The sequence below is a fragment of the Maritimimonas sp. 2210JD6-3 genome (assembly GCF_056591795.1).
On record NZ_JBWQOJ010000003.1, the window covers coordinates 13,241 to 38,664 of the forward strand.

General features: G+C 32.7%; 22 protein-coding genes. 7 read left to right on the top strand and 15 right to left on the bottom strand.

The genetic code is table 11. The features are described from left to right. The 5 genes from mgtE to AC1EUY_RS02440 form a co-directional block, all read right to left on the bottom strand. Positions 1 to 1,350 carry a magnesium transporter gene (gene mgtE, locus AC1EUY_RS02420; RefSeq protein WP_480193903.1) on the bottom strand — a complete coding sequence of 450 codons (1,350 nt, stop codon included), beginning with the start codon at positions 1,348 to 1,350 and terminating at the stop codon, positions 1 to 3. Next, positions 1,340 to 2,116, bottom strand: coding sequence for a 16S rRNA (adenine(1518)-N(6)/adenine(1519)-N(6))-dimethyltransferase RsmA (rsmA, locus tag AC1EUY_RS02425; RefSeq protein ID WP_480193904.1), 777 nt, complete (start codon positions 2,114 to 2,116; stop codon positions 1,340 to 1,342). Before rsmA ends, mgtE begins: the two co-directional genes overlap by 11 nt. Further along, complete coding sequence (locus AC1EUY_RS02430) at positions 2,116 to 2,442, bottom strand: DUF4286 family protein (RefSeq protein ID WP_480193905.1); 327 nt, start codon at positions 2,440 to 2,442, stop codon at positions 2,116 to 2,118. The genes rsmA and AC1EUY_RS02430 overlap by 1 nt, the downstream gene beginning before the upstream one ends. A gap of 46 nt (positions 2,443 to 2,488) precedes the next feature. Then, the gene (locus AC1EUY_RS02435; RefSeq protein ID WP_480193906.1) at positions 2,489 to 2,902 is read right to left on the bottom strand and encodes a hypothetical protein; all 414 of its coding nucleotides are present in this window, start codon (positions 2,900 to 2,902) and stop codon (positions 2,489 to 2,491) included. A 136-nt stretch (positions 2,903 to 3,038) separates the two neighbouring features. After that, complete coding sequence (locus AC1EUY_RS02440) at positions 3,039 to 4,823, bottom strand: tetratricopeptide repeat protein (RefSeq protein ID WP_480193907.1); 1,785 nt, start codon at positions 4,821 to 4,823, stop codon at positions 3,039 to 3,041. Positions 4,824 to 4,960: 137 nt separating this feature from the next. Here AC1EUY_RS02440 and AC1EUY_RS02445 point away from each other — a divergent pair, with 137 nt between their 5' ends. Further along, positions 4,961 to 5,104, top strand: a complete 144-nt coding sequence (locus AC1EUY_RS02445; RefSeq protein ID WP_480193908.1) for a hypothetical protein — start codon at positions 4,961 to 4,963, stop codon at positions 5,102 to 5,104. Here the strand turns inward: AC1EUY_RS02445 and serS are convergent. The 6 genes from serS to AC1EUY_RS02475 form a co-directional block, all read right to left on the bottom strand. Beyond that, the gene (serS, locus tag AC1EUY_RS02450) at positions 5,101 to 6,375 is read right to left on the bottom strand and encodes a serine--tRNA ligase (protein ID WP_480193909.1); all 1,275 of its coding nucleotides are present in this window, start codon (positions 6,373 to 6,375) and stop codon (positions 5,101 to 5,103) included. The two genes, AC1EUY_RS02445 and serS, sit on opposite strands and share 4 nt — an antisense overlap. 72 nt (positions 6,376 to 6,447) lie before the next feature. After that, positions 6,448 to 7,371: a PorP/SprF family type IX secretion system membrane protein gene (locus AC1EUY_RS02455; RefSeq protein WP_480193910.1), complete on the bottom strand. Its 924-nt coding sequence runs from the start codon at positions 7,369 to 7,371 to the stop codon at positions 6,448 to 6,450. Beyond that, on the bottom strand, positions 7,368 to 8,054 hold the full coding sequence (locus AC1EUY_RS02460; protein ID WP_480193911.1) for a T9SS type B sorting domain-containing protein: 687 nt from the start codon (positions 8,052 to 8,054) through the stop codon (positions 7,368 to 7,370). Before AC1EUY_RS02460 ends, AC1EUY_RS02455 begins: the two co-directional genes overlap by 4 nt. Before the next feature lie 60 nt (positions 8,055 to 8,114). Then, positions 8,115 to 9,428 (bottom strand): HTTM domain-containing protein, encoded by a 1,314-nt coding sequence (locus tag AC1EUY_RS02465; RefSeq protein WP_480193912.1) that lies wholly within the window; start codon positions 9,426 to 9,428, stop codon positions 8,115 to 8,117. Next, the gene (locus tag AC1EUY_RS02470; protein ID WP_480193913.1) at positions 9,409 to 10,350 is read right to left on the bottom strand and encodes a bifunctional riboflavin kinase/FAD synthetase; all 942 of its coding nucleotides are present in this window, start codon (positions 10,348 to 10,350) and stop codon (positions 9,409 to 9,411) included. The genes AC1EUY_RS02465 and AC1EUY_RS02470 overlap by 20 nt, the downstream gene beginning before the upstream one ends. A gap of 9 nt (positions 10,351 to 10,359) precedes the next feature. Beyond that, complete coding sequence (locus AC1EUY_RS02475; RefSeq protein ID WP_480193914.1) at positions 10,360 to 10,896, bottom strand: hypothetical protein; 537 nt, start codon at positions 10,894 to 10,896, stop codon at positions 10,360 to 10,362. 100 nt (positions 10,897 to 10,996) lie between these two features. Here AC1EUY_RS02475 and AC1EUY_RS02480 point away from each other — a divergent pair, with 100 nt between their 5' ends. From AC1EUY_RS02480 to AC1EUY_RS02500, 5 genes are all read left to right on the top strand, one after another. Next, positions 10,997 to 14,242, top strand: coding sequence for a zinc-dependent metalloprotease family protein (locus tag AC1EUY_RS02480; protein ID WP_480193915.1), 3,246 nt, complete (start codon positions 10,997 to 10,999; stop codon positions 14,240 to 14,242). Between the two features lie 85 nt (positions 14,243 to 14,327). Then, positions 14,328 to 17,111 (top strand): TonB-dependent receptor, encoded by a 2,784-nt coding sequence (locus AC1EUY_RS02485; RefSeq protein ID WP_480193916.1) that lies wholly within the window; start codon positions 14,328 to 14,330, stop codon positions 17,109 to 17,111. 5 nt (positions 17,112 to 17,116) lie between these two features. Beyond that, complete coding sequence (locus AC1EUY_RS02490) at positions 17,117 to 18,745, top strand: SGNH/GDSL hydrolase family protein (protein WP_480193917.1); 1,629 nt, start codon at positions 17,117 to 17,119, stop codon at positions 18,743 to 18,745. Positions 18,746 to 18,912: 167 nt separating this feature from the next. After that, the gene (gene atpD, locus AC1EUY_RS02495; protein WP_480193918.1) at positions 18,913 to 20,427 is read left to right on the top strand and encodes a F0F1 ATP synthase subunit beta; all 1,515 of its coding nucleotides are present in this window, start codon (positions 18,913 to 18,915) and stop codon (positions 20,425 to 20,427) included. Between the two features lie 12 nt (positions 20,428 to 20,439). Beyond that, positions 20,440 to 20,733 (top strand): F0F1 ATP synthase subunit delta/epsilon, encoded by a 294-nt coding sequence (locus AC1EUY_RS02500; RefSeq protein WP_480193919.1) that lies wholly within the window; start codon positions 20,440 to 20,442, stop codon positions 20,731 to 20,733. Between the two features lie 82 nt (positions 20,734 to 20,815). Here AC1EUY_RS02500 and rseP read toward each other — a convergent pair whose 3' ends face one another. Further along, positions 20,816 to 22,150 (bottom strand): RIP metalloprotease RseP, encoded by a 1,335-nt coding sequence (gene rseP / locus AC1EUY_RS02505; protein WP_480193920.1) that lies wholly within the window; start codon positions 22,148 to 22,150, stop codon positions 20,816 to 20,818. Positions 22,151 to 22,247: 97 nt separating this feature from the next. Beyond that, complete coding sequence (locus AC1EUY_RS02510; protein WP_480193921.1) at positions 22,248 to 23,186, bottom strand: T9SS type A sorting domain-containing protein; 939 nt, start codon at positions 23,184 to 23,186, stop codon at positions 22,248 to 22,250. 67 nt (positions 23,187 to 23,253) lie between these two features. Between AC1EUY_RS02510 and AC1EUY_RS02515 the strand changes: the two genes are divergently transcribed. Next, complete coding sequence (locus AC1EUY_RS02515) at positions 23,254 to 23,931, top strand: SCO family protein (protein ID WP_480194056.1); 678 nt, start codon at positions 23,254 to 23,256, stop codon at positions 23,929 to 23,931. Here the strand turns inward: AC1EUY_RS02515 and dtd are convergent, their stop codons facing one another. Further along, positions 23,932 to 24,384: a D-aminoacyl-tRNA deacylase gene (gene dtd / locus AC1EUY_RS02520; protein ID WP_480193922.1), complete on the bottom strand. Its 453-nt coding sequence runs from the start codon at positions 24,382 to 24,384 to the stop codon at positions 23,932 to 23,934. Between the two features lies 1 nt (position 24,385). After that, complete coding sequence (rsgA, locus tag AC1EUY_RS02525; RefSeq protein ID WP_480193923.1) at positions 24,386 to 25,324, bottom strand: ribosome small subunit-dependent GTPase A; 939 nt, start codon at positions 25,322 to 25,324, stop codon at positions 24,386 to 24,388. Positions 25,325 to 25,424 lie beyond the last annotated feature (100 nt).

Consider the following 25,424-nt stretch of genomic DNA (forward strand, 5'->3'; position numbering starts at 1 on the left):
CTAGAATCCAAGTATTATTTTGGCAATATAGAAGAATAAAAAGATACCAAAAATATCATTACTGGTGGTAATAAAAGGTCCTGTAGCTATAGCGGGATCGATTCCTCGTTTGTTTAAAACGATAGGAACAAAAGTACCAATAAGAGCAGCAACAATAATTACTGACATCATAGAAATAGCTACAGTAAAACTGAATTTTGGTTCCATATTCATAAAGTAACCAGCTACTATTACAAGAATTCCTAAAACGACACCATTAATTAGGCTTAAGCCTATTTCTTTTACCAATCTATTAAATAGACTTCCTTTTACGGTGTCATTCGCTAAGCCTTGCACGATAATAGCTGAAGATTGTACCCCTACATTACCAGCCATTGCGGCAATTAATGGAGTAAAGAAGAATAGCTCTTTATATTTTGTAAGTGCGTCCTCATAACCTTCCATAATAAAAACAGCTCCTAGTCCGCCAAACAATCCTAAAATAAGCCAAGGTAACCTAGCCTTTGTAAGTTCTAAAATACTATCATCTGCTTCTACTTCTTGTGTAATACCAGCTGCTAATTGATAATCTTTTTCTGCTTCTTCTTTCAAAACATCAACAATATCATCAATAGTAATACGCCCTAATAGAACTTTATTATCATCCACTACTGGAATGGCTTCTAGGTCATATTTTGTCATTACTTTGGCTACTTCTTCATCATCATCATCAACATGTACTGAGTCAACGTTAGAAATATAAATATCGGCTATTTTTTGCTCACTTTTGGCAATGATTAAATCTTTGAGAGAAAGTCGGCCAATAAGCTGCTCATTTTTATTAACTACATAAATAGAATGAACACGTCTTACATCTTTTGCTTGACCACGAATTCTGCGAAGACATCCAGCAACTGTCCAGGTTTCATAAACTTTTACAAGCTCCTTTGCCATCAACCCGCCAGCTGTATCTTTTTGATACGCCAAAAGTTCTTCAATCTCTGCTTTGTGTTCTTTATCTTCAATCGCAGACATTACTACTTCTTGCCGCTCTTCAGGAAGTTCGGCTATCATATCTGCAGCATCATCAGTATCTAGCTCTTCAAGTTCTTCAGCAATTTCTTTTGCAGATAGGTTTTCAAGAATTTTCTCGCGAGTATCTTCGTCTATTTCCATTAAAATATCGGAAGTCTTATTACTATCGAGAAGTTTTATGATATAGACAGACTCATCGAAGTCTAACTCTTCTAAAAGTTCGGCGATGTCTGCATGATGTTCATCTTGAAACAACAATTTGAGTGCTTTATCATCACTACTATTGATGAGCACTTCAACGTGTTCTATAAATTCCTTGGTTACCTCAAGAGACATCGTTTGCTATTTTTTGCGTAAGATCAACAAAATTTTGAACAGATAATTGTTCAGGGCGCTGCGCAAATATAGCATCTTCTCTTAATTTATCTGATAAGTTTAAAGATTTTAAACTGCCTCGTAACATTTTTCTTCGTTGGTTAAAAGAAGTCTTTACAACGCTAAAAAATAATTTCTCATCAACAGCAAGTGTATAGTTTTCTTTTCTTGTAAGCCTAATAACTCCCGAATCTACTTTTGGAGGTGGATTAAATACACTGGGAGGCACTGTAAAAAGATATTCTGCAGTATAGAATGCTTGTGTTAAAACAGAAAGAATACCATACGTTTTTGTACCAGGTTTTTCACAAATACGTTGTGCAACCTCTTTTTGAAACATTCCTGAAAATTCTGGAATTCGATGTCGGTTTTCAATGGTCTTAAAAACAATCTGTGATGAAATGTTGTACGGAAAATTACCTATGATGGCAAAAGATCTCGTATTAAAAAAATTAGTAAGATCAATCTTTAAAAAGTCTTTTGATATAATTCGATCAGATAGGTTTAAATAATGAGCTTTGAGATATTCAACAGATTCAGAGTCAATTTCAATGACATGTGTGGTAAACTTTTTTTCGAGTAAGTATTTGGTCAGTACTCCCATACCAGGACCAATTTCTAAAACATCATCATATCCTTTTCCTGTTAAAGAATCAGCAATTTTTTTTGCAATATTTTCATCTTTTAGAAAATGTTGTCCGAGATGCTTTTTAGCGCGAACAGACATCAAGAAGTGATAAAATTTTTGGTATGATGCACCACATCTAACTCCGTTCTAAATGCTACAAACTTATTTGGAAAGAGTTGTCCCATTTCTTTACGTAATTCATCGGCATCTTCATTATAATATCTTTCTAATGTTTCTTTATTATCGGTTGTATATTGAATAGAATATGTAATGCCTGCTTCTTCTTTTACCATTACTTGGCATAATTTGGCTTCAGAAAATTTACCAGTTGCTAATACCTCTGGAATATGTTTGTCTTGCATCCAACGAAGCCAATCTTTGTTAATAGAAGTATCGATATTTATAGTGACGTTGTATATATACATGTTGTTAAATTTCAATTGCTAAAAATTCAAATTCCAAAAATAAATATTAGAATTTATCATTTTGATTTTTAGAATCATCTCCAAGAAATTGAATTGTTAAATTATTTTCATCTACTTTCTTTATAAATAATTTGCCTTTTTGAATTCCTAGACGATTTCTATATTTAGCTTCAATTACATTATCATGAATTTCTTTCCAAGAGCCATTATAGTTAAAATATGGAATTGGAGGAGTCCCACATGAAGAAGGAGAAGTACTTCTAAAAACGAATTTATGATCTCTCAAAAAACTGAATCCGATGACTTTATCTTTTAATTTTTCAACTCTTTCAAAAGTTAATTCTATGTCATTTGAGCCAGATAGAGACCAATGTCCAATAATTTTTTCGTCATAATTCTGACAAAGAGCATTGGAAGCATTAATAATTATAAATGGAAAAAGTAGAAGTATTATTCTCAAAATTATAATTGTTTATTATTAATATAACTTCTCCGTATTTTTTGATTCCTGTCTTGCACTAAAATAATAAATTGTTATAATTCCAAATTCTAAAAAAATTGGAATTTGCTATTTTAAACTTTGAGATTTATTAACCTTAGTTAATTGTATCTCCTCTCAGTTTTCTGAACCGTTTTCTGGCATCTACTAAATAAATACTTGACGGATGTTCAAAAATAATCTTTTGATACATTTCTTTAGCTTTTTCTAGATTGTGAAGCTTTTTTTCATAGAGCGCAGCAAGTCTATAGTAACTATTGTCAAGTAAAATACTAGGGTTCTCTAAAGCAATGATTTTTAAATAATTATTTTCTGCGTCGGTAAATGCATTTGTTTTTTCAAATAATTCGGCTTGCTTGAATAATGCTACATCTTTTATTTCGTGATCTTTATGTTCTTTAAGCACTTTGTTTAAGGTATCAATAGCTTGTTTGTTTTTATTTTGATAAGCTAGCAAATCGGCTTTGGCATATAATTGTAATGCTTTTGGTATCGAATCGTAACCTAAATTATCTGAAATGAGCAAGAACAGATCGACTGCATCATTAGCAATTAATTGTGAAGTAGAGCCTTTTAATACTTTTAATTGTGTAGATGCCCATTTAAAATCTCCTTTAAAATAAGAAGTTTGTGCTACCTTGAACCTAGCTTTCTGGGCTAATGTACTGTTCTTTAATTTATTTTGCACTTGGGTGTAATGTATTAATGCCTGATTGAACTGATTGGTATATACAAGTACATCAGCCAGTTTAATTTTCACTTCTCCTTTTTGAAATTCAGATGTAGTTTTGTGTAGAGCTTCTTTTAAAATTGAGATTGACTTCTCAGGATCATCTTTTTTAAAAGTTAAAAATTTAGCATAGGCTATTTGAATATCTATAGTATTACTGTTAATACCATAATTAGTTAATAATTCATTGAATTTCTGTTCGACTAAATCTAACTGCTCTTGAGAATTTGCCGTTTCTATATTAGCTTGTAAAATATATAATTGTGCCTCAAGCATTAAGTTTTGATCAACGGTGTTTTCTAATACATACTCAAAAGCGGCTTTTGTGGTTTCGAAATCATTATTATTAAAAGCAATATCACCAACTTCTGTAATTCCATCTAAACTTTGTTTACTACGTAAATAGATAGCTTTTTCTTGTATTAAAGCTTTGCCATAATCTCGTTGTTGCATATAGAGCCAGCTCAATAATTTATTCCATGAATTATTGGGGTTGGTTTGAAGACGCTTTAGTAATAATTTTCTGAAGGCAATATTATTTGAATCTTGACTATCATCAGTTAAAAAACGCCCAGCGTAGCGTTGAACTGTACTATAGTAACTTTTGTTTTTATCTACCATAGTTAGATACGCATCGAACATTTTTTCTACTTCACCTTGTTCGCCATAGATAAAAGCAACGTAGGCGTTGTAGTTAAGATCTGGATTTACTTTCATTGCTGTTTTATAGGCTTTCAAGGCATATTCTAAGAGGTGATTGTCCTGAAATGTTTTTCCGATAAGATAACCAGCATTCGGGTTTTTTTCTATAGAAGCAATTGCCATTTCATAATATGGGATAGCTAACTCTCTTTGATCTTTCAATTGAAGGTTATAACCAATTTCAACATCAACATATGGTTGCTTTGGAAATCTGTTTTTTTGCTTTTCTAATAATGCTGTGGCATTTTCGAAATTATCGGTTAGCTGATAACAAGTAAGTAACCGCTTAAAATAATCACGTCGTATCGGATTTTTCTCATATAACTTCTTATAAATTAAAGTTGCCTTTTCGTACTCCCCTTTTCTAAAGTAACTATAGGCTAATTGTGAATTTTGCGAAAAGCAAAATGCAGTAAAAAATAATAATATGACAATAAAATGTTTTTGCACGACGTTATAATATGGCTTCAAAGTTAATTAAAAGAACTGTTAAAAATTTGATAAAAGCATATGAGTTGAACTTTACACTGTAACATTTTGGCACGATTTTAGTCTTATATGTAACAACAATTAAAAAACTCAATGTCATGATCGAATTCAAAAAACACTACGAAATTGCTAAGAAAAAAGCAAAGCTTTTTATGAAAACGGGTAATATCAATGCTTATTTCAATGCATTGGTAGAAATGAATCACTACAAAAAAATGATGGTAGTGGCTATTAAGAGTTAGTCTATCTTACTAAAACCTGTATATTTTTGTAATACTTCTGGTATAATAATACTATTTTCTGTTTGGTAATTTTCTAAAATACCTGCCAATACTCTTGGTAAAGCTAGCGAACTACCATTAAGTGTATGTGCTAATTGACTTTTACCATCACTATTTTTAAAACGCAATTTTAGGCGATTCGCTTGAAATGTTTCAAAATTTGAAATAGAACTAATTTCAAGCCATCTGTGCTGAGCGGTAGAAAACACTTCGAAATCATAGGTGAGGGCAGAAGCAAACGTTAAATCGCCACCACACAATCTTAAAATTCGATATGGTAATTGTAATTCACGTAATATTTCTTTTACGTGTTCAACCATGCCATCTAAAGCTTCATAAGATTTTTCTGGATGTTCAATGCGCACGATTTCTACTTTATCGAATTGGTGTAGCCTGTTCAAACCTCTTACATGAGCACCGTAAGAACCAGCCTCTCTACGAAAGCAAGGAGTATATCCCGTATTTTTAATAGGTAAATCAGTTTCTTTAAGGAGGTCGCCTCTATATAAATTGGTGACAGGCACTTCAGCTGTTGGTATTAAATAGAGATCATCATTTGTAACATGATACATTTGTCCTTCTTTGTCAGGAAGTTGTCCCGTACCATAACCAGAAGCTTCATTTACTAAATGAGGAACTTGTATTTCTTCATAACCAGCTTCTGTATTTTTATCTAAAAAATAGCTGATAAGGGCGCGCTGTAACTTAGCTCCTTTTCCTTTATATACAGGAAAACCAGCACCAGTAATTTTTGCCCCAAGGTCAAAATCTATAATATCATATTTTTTTGCGAGTTCCCAATGTGGTAATGCGTTTTCTCCTAAAGTAGGAATTTCACCTTCTCTAAAAATTTCCTCGTTATCTTCATCAGTTACACCCAATGGAACCAATGAATTAGGAATGTTTGGAATTTGATATAATAATTGAGTAAGTTCTTCTTGCGAAACCGTTAATTTATCAGAAAGTTGTTTAGACTTTTCTTTTAATTGTCCTGTTTTTTCTTTTAATAAGTTAGCTTTTTGAGTTTCACCAGTTTTAAAGAGCTTCCCAATTTCTTTAGACAGTTTGTTAGATTGAGCTAGAACAGTATCTAATTGTGCTTGAGATGCTCTGCGTACCTCATCAATATCAATAATTTTGTTGATAGTAGTTTCGGCATTAGTAAAATTACGGACAGCCAATCCTTTTAATACCTCTTCTTTATGTTCTCTAATAAAAGCTACTTGTAACATTACAATTTAATTTTAAGAGAGCAAAGATAGCAATTGATTTATGAATGAAATAGTAAGAATATCGATTTTTAGTCAGAAAAATCGAGACTGACAACGATGCGCTTTTTTACTATTAGTAAAGCGATATGAGAGCACAATTTCGTGGCTACCATTGTCAAATTGATTAATACTTGTTAGCGCGTAGTCAAATGCGTAACCAATAGTAAAAACTGAGCCTATATCGGCACTAATTAAAGCGCTAATCGACTGTGCATTATTATAGGAAAAGCCTACAGAAAATGTTTCATTAAATAAAACACTAGCTGAAGCATTGATTGATACTGGTGCGCCGCTAACGACTTTTGTGATAACAGCAGGCTTGATCTTAAAATCTCTATTAATTTCGAAAACATACCCTCCAATAAAATAATAATGTGGTCGTGCCATGCTCTCATTAGTATCATCAAAATATTTATTGTGTAATAAATTTAACACAGAAGTACCTAAATACCATTTTTTTCCATACCAATAAATACCTGCTCCCACATTAGGTTTAAACTGTGATTCAGTTGGTGTAAATAAGGGGTCATTTGGATCTTGAGGATTAAATAAACCTGAATTTATATCAAAAATTTCTGCACTTAATTTTAGGCCAAATGCTAGTTCTGAAAGATTATTGACTTTAACCTTGTAAGAAGCATCAATATTAAAATTCTTTTGGCTCACAGGACCTATACGTTCTAACATAAAAGATCCGCCTATTCCAAATTTGTGTTTTTCAAAGTTTTTAAATCCGCTAACAGCATGTGTTTGAGGAGCATCATCAATACCATTCCATTGAAGGCGTGAGGATAGTGTGAGGTTTATAAAATCTTTGGTTGCAACATATGCAGGATTGTACAATTGTGTATTAAATACATACTGTGTGTGATGAGGTGTTTGCTGAGCACTTAATTTTTGACTTACAAAAATAAATACTATCAGAAGCAGAAAATATGTTAATGATTGTTTTATCATAACTTTACATATACCCATCCTGATAATTTAATATTTCTATAGTTCAAGTCAAGGGTATAAAAATACGTACCTGCAGGAACTTTTTTAGATGTTTTAATAGAAAAGCTTGAGTTTGCGGTTCCATCCCAATTGTTTTGATAGTTTTGTTGTTCAAAAACTAAATTTCCCCATCGGTTATAAACTTTTACCTTATTGTTTTCGAATAACGAACTTGAAATGCCTTCAATAGCGAAAGTATCATTAAATCCATCATCATTGGGTGTAAAAAAGTTATGTATTTCTATTCCTATTTTCGTAATTAAAGTTTCTTGAGAAGGTAAAGGAGTACATGCATTATCGATAGGTGTTATTAAAACTCTAATTTGATCATCATTACTTAAAGAATTCACATTATTTACAGTTAGAATGCTTGTGTTAGTTCCTGTGAATTCAGACGATTCTGGTATAGCTTCCCATATATTAGCAACGCTATTAAAAAGTTGCCATTGATAAGATAATGTTGACGAGCTACTAGCTACTACAGCTAGTGAAATTGATGTATTATTAGTGAGAATAGTATTGTTGTTTGATACTATAACTTCATTAATCGGAGGTTGTTGATCAATAATGATGCAACTTTGCGAATAAGAATTTGCTACTAATAGAACAGAAAAAAAGGCAAACAAAAATTGTTGATAAAACATCTCAAAAGGGAAATTGTTCGCTATAAAAACGAAAGGATGTACATGTTATTGCCTCTACAGTTAGTCTATTTTTCTAGGTAAAAGCCATTTACTATGTTCTAAATGTGCCCATTTAACAGCAGCAATGTCTATAGAATCATTTACTAAGGGTTGGTAGGATTTTCCATTTACACTCACTTTGCCTTTGACATAAACTGCAATATCTTTTCCTTTAGCTGCATATTCTTTTTTTAATCGTTGTGAAAATTGCCATATAAAATCTGGTTTGGTTCCAATTGATCGCATTTGTTTTTTAGAGAGGTAGTCTTTTAGTTTAATTACTTCTTTTTTCTTTGTATCCTTATCAACGACAGTAAATGTTTGATAACCTGATTTAGAACGAAGCATCATGCGCCAACTCAGACGATGTCCTTCTTCTGTCCACAATACATTATCTTCAATTACCCAATGTCTTAACGGAAGTAATAATTGAATAAAAATATAAATACCTAAAAAAGTAGTAATTGCAAATTTATTTTTTGGTGGTTTAACCTCATTAAGGTTATAAAAAGGTTTTTTCTTAAGAAATAGTTTATGAATACTACTACCCTCAAAGAAAAATATGGCAAAGCTTAGTGATAAGAAAGGGAAAATACCTACTTGAAAAATAGTAGCATTAAATAGATGAAAGAAAACAGAAACAGCAAAAGCAAATTTTCGAGTCTTTTTAATTAGTAATAGAGGAACAATTAACAGATCAAATAGCAAACCTCCATAACTCAAAAAATAAGGAAACCATTCTTGTTTAAATAAACTGCCAACTATTGGATATTTAATTTTTGAAGTGAGAAAAATTTTAGCAGGAATAGCTTGTAGCCAGTCAGGGTATATTTTTGCTATTCCTCCATAAAAATAAACTAATCCAATTTGTGTCATTAAAATCAAAGATGTCCAAAAAGGAACTGAGATTGATTTTATTTCTGGGTTTCTTTTAGCATCAATAGATTTGTAATTGTTGGCAGGTAAAAAGATCATTATAAAACTTAGTAACGCAGTTAAATAATAATGATTATTATAGGAACTTTTTTGCATTAAATAAGTAGCAGACCACATTAAAAAGAAACCTATCATAGCTAATCTATAGCGATACCCTACCATGACACAAAACCCGAAAATTCCCATTAAAAAGTAATAATAGTACATACCATTACCAGGTAAAGGTTGTAAAAACTCAAACCCAATAAAAGTAAATGTGAATTTTGGCGCAACTAATGTTCGGGTGACCCAACCTGTGAGTATGGCGCCCCAAGATTCTAAAAAAAGTAATAAGCCAAAAACAATTCTAAAGATTATTAAAGGCGTATTATCAATATGTCTATAGAGAAATCGTTCCATTATCTATAAGTTTTCGAGCCTGTTTTTCGTCTTTTTTAATTTGCTCAAAAAGTTGTTCAACAGAATCAAATTTATGTTCATCTCGCAATCTTTTAAGTAAGTGCACAGTGATTTGTTTTCCATAAAGATCAGCTTTGAAGTCTAATAGATGTACCTCGATAGTTTTGTGAGTTCCATCAACTGTTGGTCGCTTTCCTATATTCATAATTCCGAAAAATGAATTCTTTTGTACAATAGTTTTAACTACATACACCCCAGTTTTCGGAATCAACTTATAGTCTTCATTTATATGAATATTTATTGTTGGGTAGTTATATTTTCTTCCTAAAGCTTTTCCTTTTACCACTTCACCAGTAATATTATAAGAATAGCCCAAATATGTATTTACTCTTTCTATATTGCCGGCCATAAGTGCGTCACGAATTTTTGTAGAACTTACAGCTACATCTTTAATATCTTGCGCAGGTATTTCTTCAACTTCAAAATTATAAGTCAGTCCATATTTCTGTAATTGCTCAAAACTACCTTCGCGATTTCTTCCGAAACGATGGTCATAACCAATAACAAGCTTCTTTATTTTGAGGTTGTTTACTAATATAGAACGTGTAAATTCTAACGCAGAAAGTCTTGAAAATTCCTTTGTAAAAGGTTCTATAATTAAATGATTTAATCCTAAAGATTCAAGCAATTCTATACGTTCATCAATGGTATTCAATAAACGTATAGGATTGCTCTTTTGTAACACCATACGAGGATGTGGGAAAAAGGTTAAAATTACAGACTCGCCATCAGAATTTTTGGCATCATTAATTAAATTTTTAATAATTTCTTGATGGCCAATATGCACACCGTCAAAAGTACCAATGGTAACTATTGTAGCTTTATCACTTTTAAAATCTTGATACGAAGGGTATATATTCACAGAAGAAATTTAAGGCTCAAATATCACTTTCTCATTGATTTTGTGAAGTACATGAGGAATGTTCTCAACACTAAAATCTATGTTCAAAGTTAGCTCATTTTTTTTGATGTTAAGGTTAAAATTTCCATCGGTAATTTTAAAATAACCTGCTGTGCCTTTGCAGTAACACGCTCGGTAGAGTATAAGGTTGATTTTTTTAAGTTTGTGATTGTTTAAATTTAGTTCTGTGTCAGATTTACTAATATTAAAATAAATAGCCTCCGTAAAGTGACCATCAACAGTGTTCTTTACTTTTTTACGTTTTAGTTTGTATTTAATGAGAATGCTGTCACTCTTTATAAAATTAGCATAATAAAAATCAAATGTATCTTTTTTTAATTGTATAGAGGTATTCGGGATAATCTCTAAGTTACATTCATAATTTTTAGGGCAAGATTCTAAAGAAAATATACCGTTTTCTATAATTTTTTGAGCTAAAGTGCTTTGTTTTTGTGCCACACAACTTGTAATAGCGATACTTAAAAATATATTGAGTAAAAATTTCAACAATTAGTTTTTCGTTAAAGATAAAAAATATAAAGATGGCCAGCTGTATTATTTATTTTCTAAATTTGTTTACTTACGAATACGTTAAGATATTTTAAAAATGCTCAAAAAAGATATTCTTTTTATTGTTTTATTTTTTTTTATTACAGTGAGCTCTCTTGCTCAAGAAAGCGCTATTTGGAAAGAAAGCAGAAAGAAATCGAGTAGCGGTAATCATCCAAAAAATGTAAAAGTTTATAAGTTAGATGAAATTGCATTTAAATATCAAATTCAGAAAAAAAGTAGAGCTATTGTTGATTTTCCAGATGCTAATGGAAATATAACAAAATATAGAATCGAGGAAGCATCTGTTATGCATCCTAAGTTAGCTTCTAAGTTTCCTAATAATAAATCATATAAGGGCGTTGCTGTTGATAATTCATTGAATACAATAAGATTTAGTATGAATGGATTGGGTTTACATGCGGTTATCCGAGAAGTTGGTAAAATCCCAGCATACATTAATCCTGTTGCAAAGAAAGAAAATTTATATGCAGTTTTTAAAAGAAATGATTTTGAGTATAAAAATTCGTTTGAATGTTTAGTTGAGGAAAATGTTAGGTATGAATTGAGAAAGTCTGCAAACAAAATGACAAATGACCTAAGGTTGAGAACTTTCGAATTAGCTTTAGCAACGACTGGTGAATACTCTCAATTTCATATTGCTGCTGCAGGATTAACCAATGGAACTGATGCTCAAAAAATACAAGCCGTAATGGACGCTGTTGAAGTGAGTATTAATCGAGTAAATGAAATTTTTGAGCGCGACGTATCTTTGACTTTGCAGTTGATCCCTAACACTAATCTATTGTTTTATTTAGATGCCAATACTGATCCTTATTCTAATGGTGATGGTGTTGCGATGCTTAGTGAAAATCAGACGAACATAGATAATATAATTGGAGCTAATAATTATGATATTGGTCATGTATTTAGTACTGGTGGTGGAGGTGTTGCAACATTAGCATCTCCTTGTAGTGGTGGTAAGGCAAGAGGGGTTACGGGACAGCTTAGTCCTGTTGGTGATCCATTTTCTGTAGATTTTGTAGCGCATGAACTAGGGCATCAATTCGGCGCAAACCATACTTTTAATGGTACTGCTGGTAATTGCGCCGATAACCGAAATGATAATACAGCAGTAGAGCCTGGAAGTGGTACTACTATTATGAGTTATGCAGGTATTTGCCCTCCACAAAATGTTCAGCCTTTGGTGAATGATTATTTTCACGCCATAAGCCTTCAAGAAATGTTTGCTTTTATTAGTTCTGGAGGTACAAATTGTGATGATGAAACAACCCTTGTAAATAATGCTAATGTACCCATAGTAAATGCTGGACCTAATTTTACAGTACCGGTCGGAACTCCATTACTATTAAAAGGAGTGGGCTCTGATGCAGATGGTGATTCATTAACCTATACATGGGAACAAACAGATAACGGTACAGTAGGTATTTCTAGCCCGCCAAATGCTACTCAAAACCAAGGAGCTATGTTTCGATCGCTCCCTCCAGTTGTATCTGCAGCTAGATATTTACCTGAGTTAACCACCGTTTTACAGGGTGATTTGTCTTCTACTTGGCAAGTATTACCTACAGTTGCAAGAACGATGGATTTTAGATTGACAGTGCGTGACAATGTTTTAGGTGGCGGACAAACGGCATTTGATGATATGCGTATAACGATTGATAATAATTCAGGTCCGTTTGTGATTACAAGTCAGAATGAAAATGAGGTTTTTTGGGCTGCTGGAACACAAGAAACTATTTCTTGGGATGTTGCTAACACGAATGTAGCGCCTGTAAATTGTACTAATCTTAATATTTTGCTTTCTCTTGACGGCGGGACTACTTTTCCTATTACACTAGCTTCTAATGTTGCTAATGACGGAAGTCATGAAATTACCGTTCCAAATAATTTTAGTACCAATGCCAGGATTTTAGTTGAAGGGGTGAATCATGTTTTTTATGCCGTTAACCAAACTACTATTAATATAACAAACGATTTTGCGATAAGTGTTGCAGAAAATAAAAGAGAAATATGTACGCCAGAGAATGCGGTTTATGATTTAAACCTGAATTTTGCAAGCGGTTTCAATCAAACAGTAATCCTTTCGGCTACCAATTTACCAAATAATGCTACAATAAATTTTGATCCTAACGAAGTTACTAGTACTTCTAATGTTCAAATGACAATTAGTAACACAGGAAATATTGACTTAGGGTCTTATACGATTGATATTTTAGGAACTTCGGGATCAATTACTCGAAGTTCACAAGTTCAATTAGAAATTTTTAATAGTGAATTAGAGCAACCAGAACTCACGAATCCAACAAATGGTTCTAATACAGTTTTATCATTAGGATCTAGTTTTAGTTGGGTTGAAGATGTTAATGCACAAACCTATGATATTGAAATATCATCAAACGCTAATTTCTCTTCTATTATCGAAACGGCTACTATTACTTCTAATAATTATATGCCCAATAACCTTACGGACGCTACAACATATTATTGGAGAGTTAAATCCAATAATATTTGTGGTTCTAGTGAGTTTTCTGAAACATTTGTATTCACAACAAGCGAAATTATTTGTAATTCTTACGAAACCACTTCTGCAGAAGTAAGCATACCTGACAATAATGAGGCAGGTGTTAATTCAATTATTACAATACCAGATAACACAATTATTAATGATATAAATGTTACCATAAATATTAATCATACTTGGATGCGTGACCTAATCATTACACTAGCTAGCCCTTCAGGAACTAAAATACAGTTGTTCGAGAGACAATGTAGAGGTGATCAAGGCAATATAAATATGGCAGCGACTTTTGATGATGAAGGTGAAATTTTAGTGTGTGCTAACGCTTCACCTGTTATCACTGGCTTTGTAGTTCCGCAGGAACTGTTAAGTCAGTTTGATGGAGAATCTTCAGAAGGTGATTGGGTTTTAAATGTGGCAGATATAGCAGCTGAAGATACAGGTGTAATTACTAGTTGGTCATTAGAGATTTGTGAGAGTAAAGCGGTTGCTGCTGTTGCTGGAGAAATATTTGGTAATCTTTTAATTTGGCCTAATCCTGCAGGCGAAGAAGTAAATATTAGTTTTACTTCTTTAGATCAAAATGACACTAAGATCAAATTATATGATACGCTTGGTAGGTTAATTTTAAAGCGATCATATTCGACAGAATCGGTCGTGTTTGAGCAAAAAATTCCTGTTAGTGTTATAAGTCCAGGTTTGTATTTTATTCAAATTAACAAAGGCAACAAAGAAACTACGAAGCGACTTATTATTCAATAACTCATTATCGAATTTATTATGCGTGCATTGTATAATTAAAAAGAAATTGTATTTTGCGACATTGTTAACCTAATTAATTACAATTATGAATAAACTTTTTACTATTGTTTTTATACTATTTTTAAGCGTAGGAGTTTTTGCGCAAACAGTAGTGTCAGGAACAGTAAAAGACTCAGATGGTCTACCTATTCCTGGAGCTAATGTGATCGTTGTAGGTACTACGCAAGGTACATCGACAGATTTTGATGGTAAGTATACCTTAACAGTAGATCAAGCTCCGCCTTTTTCAATTCAAATTTCGAGCATTGGTTACGAAACTATGACTAAAGAAGTTACCAAATCACCCGAAACGATTGATATTACCCTTTCAGAAGGAAATCAATTAGATGAAGTGGTAGTTTCTGCTTCAAGAACACCAGAAAGAATTTTCGAATCTCCAGTTACTGTTGAAAGATTTGGTTTAAGAGAAATAAGAAATACAGCATCAGCTGATTTCTATGATGGTCTTGAAAACTTAAAAGGTGTTGATATTAATACGAATAGTTTGACTTTTAAGTCAATAAACTCAAGAGGTTTTGCAACATTTGCTAACAATCGTTTTATGCAATTAGTAGATGGTATGGACAACTCTTCTCCAGCATTGAACTTTCCTATTGGTAACTTGGTTGGTATGATTGAAACTGATGTAAAAAGTGTTGAATTATTACCTGGAGCTTCTTCAGCTTTATATGGGGCAAACGCTTTTAATGGAATTCTTTTTATGACCAGTAAAAATCCATTTGATCACCCAGGCTTAAGTGCTTATGCAAAAGCAGGATTTACACAGCAAGAGGCTAATGGAAATAATCCTTATCATGATTTTGGCTTACGAGCAGCTTATAAGTTTTCAGAAAAATTTGCAGCAAAAGTAAACTTTGGATTTTTGAAAGGTACCGATTGGGGTGCTAATAATTTAGCTGGTAAACCAGGAGGAGGTGCTACTCGAGCTTCATTAGATTATGACGGTATGAATGTATATGGCGACGAGGTGTCAACAAATATTAGAGCTGCCTCAGGTGGTTTGGGTATTATACCAGATGTAGAAGTAAGTAGAACAGGTTATAATGAAAGCGATCTTACAAATTATGAAGCAAAAAGTGTGAAAGCAGATTGGGGATTATATTACAGACCTTGGGCTAATGATTTTGAAATTGCGTATGTAGGTAAATATGGGACAGGTAATACGATTTACCAAGGTACTAATAGATATTATATAGATGGTTTTTGGCAGCAACATCATAAGCTAGAGGTTAGAAATGACAATTTCTTTGTAAGAGGATATGTAGTTTCTGATGATGCAGGTGATTCTTATGATATGGTTTTTACTGGAATTAATATTAATAATGCATGGAAAAATAATAGACAGTGGTTTGGTGAATATATAGCAACATATGCTGCAACTACTTTAGGTGGTGGTACTGACGCACAAGCACATGCAGCGGCTAGAGCACAAGCCGATAGTGGAAGATTTTTACCAGGAACACCAGAGTTTCAACAAGCTTTTAACGAAAGTATTAGCAATCCAGACTTAACAGTAGGATCTAAATTTCAAGATCAATCAAGGTATTACCACGGAGATGTAAACTATAATTTTTCTCATTTAGTTGATTTTGCGGATATTCAAGTGGGGGGATCTTATAGAAAATATAGACTAAACTCTTCAGGTACAATTTACACAGATGCAGACGGACCAATACGATATAATGAGTTTGGTGTATATACTCAGATTCAAAAGAATTTTGAATTAAGTGATGCTTTTGAGTTAAAATTAACAGGTTCTGCTAGATATGATAAATCTGAATTTTTTGACGGTTTTGTTTCACCTCGACTTTCCGCTGGTTTAACAATTAATGATAATCATAACATAAGAGCTTCGGTACAAACTGGTTTTAGAAATCCTACGACACAAGACTTATTTATTGGTTTAGACGCTGGTAGAGCTGTTTTAGTAGGGGGAGCACCAGATAATTTAGATCGTTATACAAGAGATTTTTCTGTAAGCCAAATAGCACAAGATAATTTAGGTCAAGCCGGAACAATTACACAAACAGGTAGAGCAGCTTATGAAAATTCTTTCTTAGCTAGTTCTGTAAGTGACCCTAATTCTACTGATGATTTTGAAGATACAGGTAATCCAGCTTCTTTAAGACAAGGTAATTCTGATTTAGTACAACCTGAAAAAGTTACAGCTATTGAAGTGGGTTATAGAGCTAAAATAGATAAGGTAACAATAGATTTAGTAGGTTATTATAATAAATTTGAAGACTTTATTTCAAATGAATTTGTTATAGCACCATATTATGGAAGTACAAATCCTTCAGACGGAGCTAATTTCTTATTGGCGGCTCAAGCTATTGCAAATGGAGATTTTCAAACATATCAAACGTATACAAATTCTGAAGTTGATGTAAATTCTTATGGAGCTACACTCGGAGTTTCGGTTAAGTTATTAAATAAATTAGACTTAAGTGCTAACTACACGTATACTAAACAAGATTTTGATCAAGAAAGTTTCCCAGATTTTAGAACTAGTTTTAATACTCCTGAGCATAAAGTTAAATTGTCTTTAGGGAGTGCTAACTTAGTAGAGAATATTGGGTTTAATGTAGCTTGGAGATGGAGTGATGATTATTTCTGGCAGGCAACATTTTCAGATGGTGAAGTACCTTCATTCAATACATTAGATGCACAAATTAATTTTAAAATACCTAAAATGAAATCTACTATTAAATTTGGAGCTACTAATTTATTAGGTGACGAATACTTTACTGCAGTGGGTACTGGTTTCATCGGTTCTCAGTATTATGTTTCATGGACAATTAATAATTAATAAGAATGAAAATAAATATTAAATATATATGGTTTATAGCAGCATTAACGATTTTTGCTGCTTGTGAGAGTGATGATGATAGTTCTACTCCATTGGTAGAAGAATTACCTGCATTAAGTGCTGGAAATGCAAACTTTTCAAAATATGTGTCAGTTGGTAATTCACTTACAGCTGGTTTTACTGACAATGCTTTGTTTGTTGCAGGTCAGAATAACTCATTTCCAAACATGCTTTCTAATAAATTTTCACTCGTTGGTGGTGGTGCTTTCGTACAACCTTTAATGAATGATAATTTTGGAGGGTTGCTTTTAGGAGGTAATCGAATTGCCGACCCGCGATTGGTTACCACAGGAGGAGCTCCATTACCTTTGGAGTCTGTGGTTGGCCCCGTTGCTATATCTACAGATTTAGCAGTTAATAATCCGACAGGTCCATTTAACAATATGGGTGTACCAGGAGCGAAGAGCTTTCATTTAGTAGCACCTGGTTATGGTAATGTGAGTGGTTTATTATCAGATCCAGTAACCGCTAATCCATATTTTGTACGAATGACAGGAGCTACTCCAAATGCTACTGTACTTGAATTGGCTGCAGGACAAGCACCTTCATTTTTCTCTTTATGGATAGGGAATAATGATGTATTAGGGTATGCTTTGTCTGGTGGTGATGGTACAATAGACCAGCTTACTGATCAAGCAACTTTTGACGCTGTATATAGTTCATTAATATCGAATATGACCGCAGGAGGTGCTCAGGGAATCGTTGCTAATATTCCTAATGTTACAGCAATACCGCATTTTACGACGGTACCTCACAATCCATTAGATCCTACGAATCCATCTTTTGGTTCATTAATCCCTTTATTAAATACAGTTTTTGGATCTTTAAATCAAATATATGAGGCAATAGGGCAATCAAATCGTTCAGTAGTTTTTGCTGCTGATGCAGCGAGTGCTGTTGTTATAAGAGATGAAAATTTAACAGATATTTCAGCAACGATTGCTGGAGCGTTAGCTGCCAATGATGCATTTCCCGCATTATTGCAGCAATTTGGTCTTCCAACTGATGCTCAGACGATACAGATAGTTGCTGGTTTGCTTGGAAACACATATGGACAAGCTAGACAAGCTACTGCAGATGATCTTTTAGTATTACCAAGTAGCTCCATAATAGGAACAGCAAATACAGATGCGGTTGCTTTTTTAATATCACAAGGACTTCCTGCTGCAATAGCTGGTCAGTTTTCAGTTGAAGGCGTAACGTTACCTTTAGCTGATAAATGGGTAATAACACCAGAGGAACAAACTGAGATTGCAAATAGAACGGCTGGCTTTAATGCTACTATAGAAAGTTTAGCTTCTACAGCAGGATTAGCGGTTGTTGATGCTAATGCATTGTTAGATCAATTAGCAAGTGGAGGTATTGCTACTGGAGATTTTATTCTTACTTCTAACTTAGTAACTGGAGGTGCATTTTCTCTAGATGGTGTACATCCTACTGCAAGAGGATATGCTTTAATAGCGAATGAGATGTTGAAAGCTATAGATACTGCCTATGGTTCTAATTTTGAAGCTTCTGGTAATCTTTTAAATGTTGGTGATTTTCCAACAAATTACTCTCCTACATTGCAGTAGTAGAAGATTAAATAAAATAAAAAAATACTCTCAATTTGAGAGTATTTTTTTATATCAAAAAAAGAGATAAAAACAATGCCAATTTTAAATTAAAAAATTATCTTTGCAGCGCGAAAACAGAGTGTGTTTTCATTCAATTAAAAAGCATAATATTAAATAGATAAGTAATGTCAAAAGTTACAGGTAAGATTGCTCAAATTATAGGTCCTGTTATCGATGTTGAGTTTGCATCAGAAGCTGACCTTCCAAAGATTTATGATTCATTAGAAATTACAAAACAAGATGGATCGCTATTAGTACTAGAAGTTGAACAACACATTGGTGAAGATACGGTACGTTGTATTGCAATGGATTCTACAGACGGTTTGAGCAGAGGTTACGAAGTAGTAGCTACTGGTAATCCTATTCAGATGCCTGTAGGTGAAGATATTTACGGTCGTTTATTTAATGTAACAGGAGATGCGATTGATGGTTTAGGTAATTTACCTAAAACTGAAAAAGATGGGTTATCAATACACCGTGAAGCTCCTAAGTTTGAAGAATTATCAACATCTACAGAAGTTTTATTTACAGGTATCAAGGTAATCGATTTGATTGAGCCATATGCAAAAGGTGGTAAAATTGGATTATTCGGTGGTGCTGGTGTAGGTAAAACAGTATTAATTCAAGAGTTGATTAATAATATCGCTAAGGGTCATGGTGGTTTATCTGTATTTGCTGGAGTTGGTGAAAGAACACGTGAAGGAAATGATTTGCTTCGTGAAATGTTAGAATCTGGTATTATTAAATACGGTGATGATTTTATGCATTCTATGGAAGAAGGCGGTTGGGATTTAGAAAAGGTTGACAAAGCAGGAATGAAAGATTCTAAAGCAACATTCGTGTTTGGTCAGATGAATGAACCTCCTGGAGCACGTGCACGTGTTGCCTTATCAGGTTTAACAATTGCAGAATATTTTCGTGATGGAGCTGGCGACGGACAAGGAAAGGATGTGTTATTCTTCGTTGATAATATATTTAGATTTACACAAGCAGGTTCTGAAGTATCTGCACTTTTAGGTCGTATGCCTTCTGCGGTAGGATATCAGCCTACGTTAGCAACAGAGATGGGTGCAATGCAAGAGCGTATTACATCTACAAAAACAGGTTCTATTACTTCTGTACAAGCAGTATATGTACCTGCAGATGATTTAACAGATCCTGCACCTGCAACAACATTTGCCCACTTAGATGCAACAACCGTATTATCTCGTAAGATTGCCGAACTAGGTATTTACCCAGCGGTAGATCCTTTAGATTCTACGTCTAGAATTCTTACAAGAGAAATTTTAGGTGATGAGCATTATGATACGGCGCAAAAAGTAAAAGAATTATTACAGCGTTATAAAGAATTGCAAGATATTATTGCCATTTTAGGTATGGAAGAATTATCTGAAGAAGATAAATTGGTGGTACACAGAGCTCGTAGAGCACAACGTTTCTTATCACAGCCTTTCCATGTTGCTGAACAATTTACAGGTATTCCAGGAGTATTAGTTGATATTAAAGACACTATTAAAGGCTTTAATATGATCATGGATGGTGAGTTAGATAAATACCCAGAGGCCGCATTTAACTTAAGAGGATCAATTCAAGATGCAATTGATGCTGGTGAGAAAATGTTAGCGGAAGCTGAAGCATAAAATAATAGAAATATGTATTTAGAAATTGTAACACCTGAAGCTGTAGTATTTAGTTCGAATGTAGATTCGGTGACTGTACCTGGCATTAACGGTGAATTTCAAATGTTAGAAAACCACGCTCCAATTGTATCTTTATTAACTCAAGGAGAAGTTAAAGTACATGTACATACTCAAGAACATCTTGAGTTAGATGAGTTGAGTGGTCACTTAAAATCTCACATAGATGATGATAAAGTATTAGTTATGCCAATTAATTCTGGAACTATTGAATTAAATGAAAATAAGATTATCATCTTAGCTGATTAGATTGAGAAATAATTTAAAATAAAAACTCGGAGTGAAAGCTCCGAGTTTTTATTTTATTTGCTTTATTGAAAAGAAGTTATACTTAGAATTTACCTGTTATCCATTTATATAAATCATTTCCATTTGCATACAGTAATAGAGTGATTAATATTATAAAACCTGTTACTTGGGCATACTCTAAAAATTTATCACTTGGTTTTCTTCCCGAAATCATTTCGTATAACGTAAATACTACGTGACCTCCGTCTAAGGCAGGTATGGGTAATAAATTCATAAAGGCTAGCATAATTGATAGGAAAGCTGTTAAACTCCAAAAACGTTGCCAATCCCAATTCGTTGGAAATATACTTAATATTGTCCCAAAACCACCTAAGCTGGTTGCTCCTTTTTTTGTGAATACATATTTAAATTGTGCTATATAATCTCTTAGAGTCCAGTAAGCCATTGAGACACCTTTAGGAATACTTTCAGTAAAAGAATAAGTTTTATGCTCTTGAGTAACATAATCTATTAAGGTGTTTTTGGGATATACACCAATTCTGCCTTCCGAATCAGGTGTGATTTTTAATGTATCAATAGTATTAGAACGATCAATGACAAAAGTCATTTCTTTCTTTTCTAGATTTTCTTTAACAATTGAAGTAAATTCGTCCCAATAATTAATTGTTTTCCCATCAATTGAGACAACCTTATCATTACTTTTTAAGTTTGCTGCCTTAGCTGGAGAATTTGGGGTAATGCTATCTAAAATAGCTCCGAATCTAGGAGAAAATGGTTCCATGTTACCGCTTTTCCACATTGCTAACCCTATGTCTTCAGGTAATTCAATTAGTTCAGATTCACCATTTAAATGTTGAACTTCTATGTTTTTTATATCTCTTAAAAACAAGTTCTTATTAATATCTAAAACATCAAAAGGAACCTCTCCATTAACCTTTAAAATTTTATCACCGTCTTTAAATCCATATTTTTTAAAATCTTTAGCGACTGTAAATCCAGCTTTAACCTTATCGGTCGAAACATAATTCTCTCCCCAAATATTTAAAATCATGGTGTAGATAAAAAAACCTAGAATAAAATTCACAGTAACTCCACCTAACATAATAATTAATCGCTGCCATGCGGGTTTTGATCTAAACTCCCAAGGCTTTGGTTCTTCTTTTAGTTGCTCGGTATCCATACTTTCATCGATCATTCCCGCAATCTTTACATATCCGCCAAGAGGTATCCAACCTATGCCATAAACCGTTTCACCTATTTTTTTCTTAAATAACGAAAACTTATAATCAAAAAATAGATAGAACTTCTCTACTTTAGTTTTGAAAAGTTTGGCAGGTATAAAATGTCCTAATTCGTGTAGAACTATTAATATAGAAAGGCTCAATATAAATTGAGATACTTTTATAAAAATTTCCATGTAATCTTTAATAATTTAAAACGCACAAAGGTACTATTTATTAGCTAATAGCTAGATGTATTTTATTCTAAATAACCTGTTAAATTTTAGCGGATTACTAATTTTTTAGTAGGGTCTTGTGTATGGTGCCCTGCGTAGTTTCTATTTTTACCAAATGCACGCCCGTAGCTAATGATTTAATATTAATCGCTGTAAGAGGATTTTGTTTTTCAATAATCAATTTACCTAACATATTATAGATAGAGATTTTTTCTACTTTAGCTTCGCTACTATTATTAACTTTAACAAAACCAACAGCAGGATTCGGATAAAGCGATATTTCTTTACTTAGAATTTCCTGATCAATTCCAATTTTTACAAGATTATCTTTAGTGATTAAGTTCGTGTCTGGATCAATTTTAACCGACGTAATATCAAAAGGAATTTGTGCACTAAAGCTTTGACCATTTTCACTAATTTCTAGCCGTACCAATTGAAATTTCCCATTTTTACCAATAAGTTTGATAGGTAATGGCAATTCAAAAAATGAAACAGACGCATGTGATTGCTTTTGTTTTATGGTAAAACTTACCTCCTTAGATTTTTTATTTTGAAACCAAGAAACTTCGTATGAAGGATGTCCTTTACTTTTAAACCAATCATTAAAAAAATGGGTAAGCTCTTCTCCACTCTCATTTTCTAAGAAATACTGAAAATCTAATATATCTGCTTTGGTATTATTAGTATTTGACAAATGATTTTTATACTTTTCTAATCCATTATTAAAAAATTCATCACCCAATTTATATTTGAGCATATGTAAAATCATTGCTGTTTTAAGAAAGCTATTTTCCTGAATATTACTTTTCGTAGTTATTTTCTGAGTTGTAGTGTTTCGCCAATCTTTATTATCGATATCAAATCCATTAAAAGATCCTTCATCATAGGTGTCTAAAAGCTCTTGCAGATATATATTTTGAATCGCAAAAGGTTTTTCTTCCTGAGCAAAAGAAAAAGTGCAAAATATGAATAATAAGAGAAGTAAAAACTTATTCATTTAACCTAAATTTGTACTTGAATTATAGCAATTTCTAAAACAAGAAAAACAAATATACAAAAATTAAATACTCTTGAATTTTTTTAAAAAATCTTTATCAACAGTTATCATTATACTGATCATTTTTGCTATTTCGGTGGTTATTGGTTATTGGTTATTAGTGCCAAAAGATACATTGCCAGTATATAACCCTTCAGATGTGAATCCGAGACTAGTTGATTTTTCCTTACAACACATAAAAAAAGATCATAAAATTGCTGACTTTAGTTTAATTAACCAAAATGGAGATACTATAACTCAAACTGATTATAAAAACAAAATTTATATTGCTGATTTCTTCTTTACACGATGTGCTACAATTTGCCCTATTATGACAAGTAATATGTCAAAACTTCAAGAGATTTATAAAAATGATGCTGACGTTATGTTTTTGTCACATTCTGTAACTCCTGTTATGGATAGTGTTCCTATTCTCAGAATGTATGCTGATGCTAAAGGTGTAATTGATAAAAAATGGAATATTACTACTGGAGATAAAAAGCATATTTATGAATTGGCGCGTAAATCCTATTTTGCAGTATTAGATGAAGGTGATGGCGGTGACCAAGATTTTATTCATACTGAACAATTTATACTAGTTGATAAAAATCGACAGATAAGAGGGTTTTATGATGGTACAGATGAAAAAGAAATAGAACGAATTAAAAAAGATATTGGGATATTAAAACTAAGTGAACTAAATTAATCATTCTTTATTTTTTGAATCAATTATTATAGTTACGGGTCCATCGTTTACTAATTCAACTTTCATATCTGCTCCAAAAACACCCGTTCTTACTTTTTTACCAAGATCTTGCTCTATTCGATGCACAAATTGTTCATATAACGGTATTGCAATTTCTGGTTTTGAGGCTTTACTATAAGAGGGGCGATTGCCTTTTTTTGTGCTGGCTAGTAAGGTGAATTGACTAACGACAATAGCATCTCCGCCTGTAGTCATCAAAGAGTTATTCATTATACCATGCGCATCATTAAAAATTCGCAGATTTATGATTTTTTTTGATAACCATGATATATCTTCACGGGTGTCATCATCTATTATACCTAGAAGTATTAATAACCCATTATTAATAGAAGAAACTATCTTATCATCTACGCTAACAGAAGCTTTTAAGACTCTTTGAATAACCGCTTTCATATTATTCGTATATATCTACTCTATAGTTTTCATCTTCTCCAGCAAGTAGCTGTAGGTAACTTCTATAGCGGGAGAAAGCAACATTTCCATTTTCAACTGCCGCTTTCACAGCACAGCTGGGCTCATTTATATGCAAGCAGTTGTTAAATTTGCATTGCTGCTTTAATGCAAATAGCTCGGGAAAATAATCTCCGATTTCATCTTCTTCAAAATCTACAACACCAAAACCTTTGATGCCAGGAGTATCAATAATATATCCACCAAAAGGTAATGTGAACATTTCGGCAAAGGTAGTGGTATGTTGTCCTTGTTTATGTTGATTTGAAATTTCTGCTGTTCTTAAGTTAAGTTCTGGAAAAATGGTATTAATTAGTGTAGATTTGCCCACACCAGAATGTCCAGAAAACATATTCACTTTATGAGCCATCAGTTCTTTTAACTTGTTAATATTTAAATTTTTTAACGCGGAAACACTCAAGCATTTGTAACCAATTTTCGAATAAATATTTTCAAGTTTCTCTTTTTCTTCTATAAGTTCTTCATCGTACATATCAATTTTATTGAATAGTAAAATTGCAGGAATTGAATAAGCCTCTGCGGTTGCTAAAAAGCGATCAATAAAGCTTGTAAAAGTTTGAGGTTCTTTTAAGGTTACTAATAAAAATACTTGATCAATATTAGCAGCAATTATATGCGTCTGTTTAGATAAGTTAACAGATTTTCTTATGATGTAGTTTTTGCGATCATAAATGTTCGTTATGACGGCATTTTCTTTTCCATCTTCTAAAAGAATATCTACAATATCACCTACAGTAACAGGATTGGTGCTTTTTATGCCTTCAATTCTAAATTTACCACGAATACGGCAGTCTATAAAATTTCCATCTTCTGTTCGAACAGTGTACCAACTCCCTGTAGATTTTACAACAACACCTTTCATTCAATAAATTTTAGCAATGATAACAATTTTATTTTTGAAAAGTGGAGTGTAAACTCCAAGTTTTATGAATTGATTATATTTGTTTCACTAACCTAAAAAT

Bases quoted from the DNA above. Each gene is read 5' to 3' on its own strand.
- mgtE (WP_480193903.1), bottom strand. From the start codon at position 1,350: ATGTCTCTTGAGGTAACCAAGGAATTTATAGAACACGTTGAAGTGCTC.
- rsmA (WP_480193904.1), bottom strand. From the start codon at position 2,116: ATGTCTGTTCGCGCTAAAAAGCATCTCGGACAACATTTTCTAAAAGAT.
- AC1EUY_RS02430 (WP_480193905.1), bottom strand. From the start codon at position 2,442: ATGTATATATACAACGTCACTATAAATATCGATACTTCTATTAACAAA.
- AC1EUY_RS02445 (WP_480193908.1), top strand. From the start codon at position 4,961: ATGATCGAATTCAAAAAACACTACGAAATTGCTAAGAAAAAAGCAAAG.
- serS (WP_480193909.1), bottom strand. From the start codon at position 6,375: ATGTTACAAGTAGCTTTTATTAGAGAACATAAAGAAGAGGTATTAAAA.
- AC1EUY_RS02455 (WP_480193910.1), bottom strand. From the start codon at position 7,371: ATGATAAAACAATCATTAACATATTTTCTGCTTCTGATAGTATTTATT.
- AC1EUY_RS02460 (WP_480193911.1), bottom strand. From the start codon at position 8,054: ATGTTTTATCAACAATTTTTGTTTGCCTTTTTTTCTGTTCTATTAGTA.
- AC1EUY_RS02465 (WP_480193912.1), bottom strand. From the start codon at position 9,428: ATGGAACGATTTCTCTATAGACATATTGATAATACGCCTTTAATAATC.
- AC1EUY_RS02480 (WP_480193915.1), top strand. From the start codon at position 10,997: ATGCTCAAAAAAGATATTCTTTTTATTGTTTTATTTTTTTTTATTACA.
- AC1EUY_RS02485 (WP_480193916.1), top strand. From the start codon at position 14,328: ATGAATAAACTTTTTACTATTGTTTTTATACTATTTTTAAGCGTAGGA.
- AC1EUY_RS02490 (WP_480193917.1), top strand. From the start codon at position 17,117: ATGAAAATAAATATTAAATATATATGGTTTATAGCAGCATTAACGATT.
- atpD (WP_480193918.1), top strand. From the start codon at position 18,913: ATGTCAAAAGTTACAGGTAAGATTGCTCAAATTATAGGTCCTGTTATC.
- AC1EUY_RS02500 (WP_480193919.1), top strand. From the start codon at position 20,440: ATGTATTTAGAAATTGTAACACCTGAAGCTGTAGTATTTAGTTCGAAT.
- rseP (WP_480193920.1), bottom strand. From the start codon at position 22,150: ATGGAAATTTTTATAAAAGTATCTCAATTTATATTGAGCCTTTCTATA.
- AC1EUY_RS02510 (WP_480193921.1), bottom strand. From the start codon at position 23,186: ATGAATAAGTTTTTACTTCTCTTATTATTCATATTTTGCACTTTTTCT.
- dtd (WP_480193922.1), bottom strand. From the start codon at position 24,384: ATGAAAGCGGTTATTCAAAGAGTCTTAAAAGCTTCTGTTAGCGTAGAT.
- rsgA (WP_480193923.1), bottom strand. From the start codon at position 25,324: ATGAAAGGTGTTGTTGTAAAATCTACAGGGAGTTGGTACACTGTTCGA.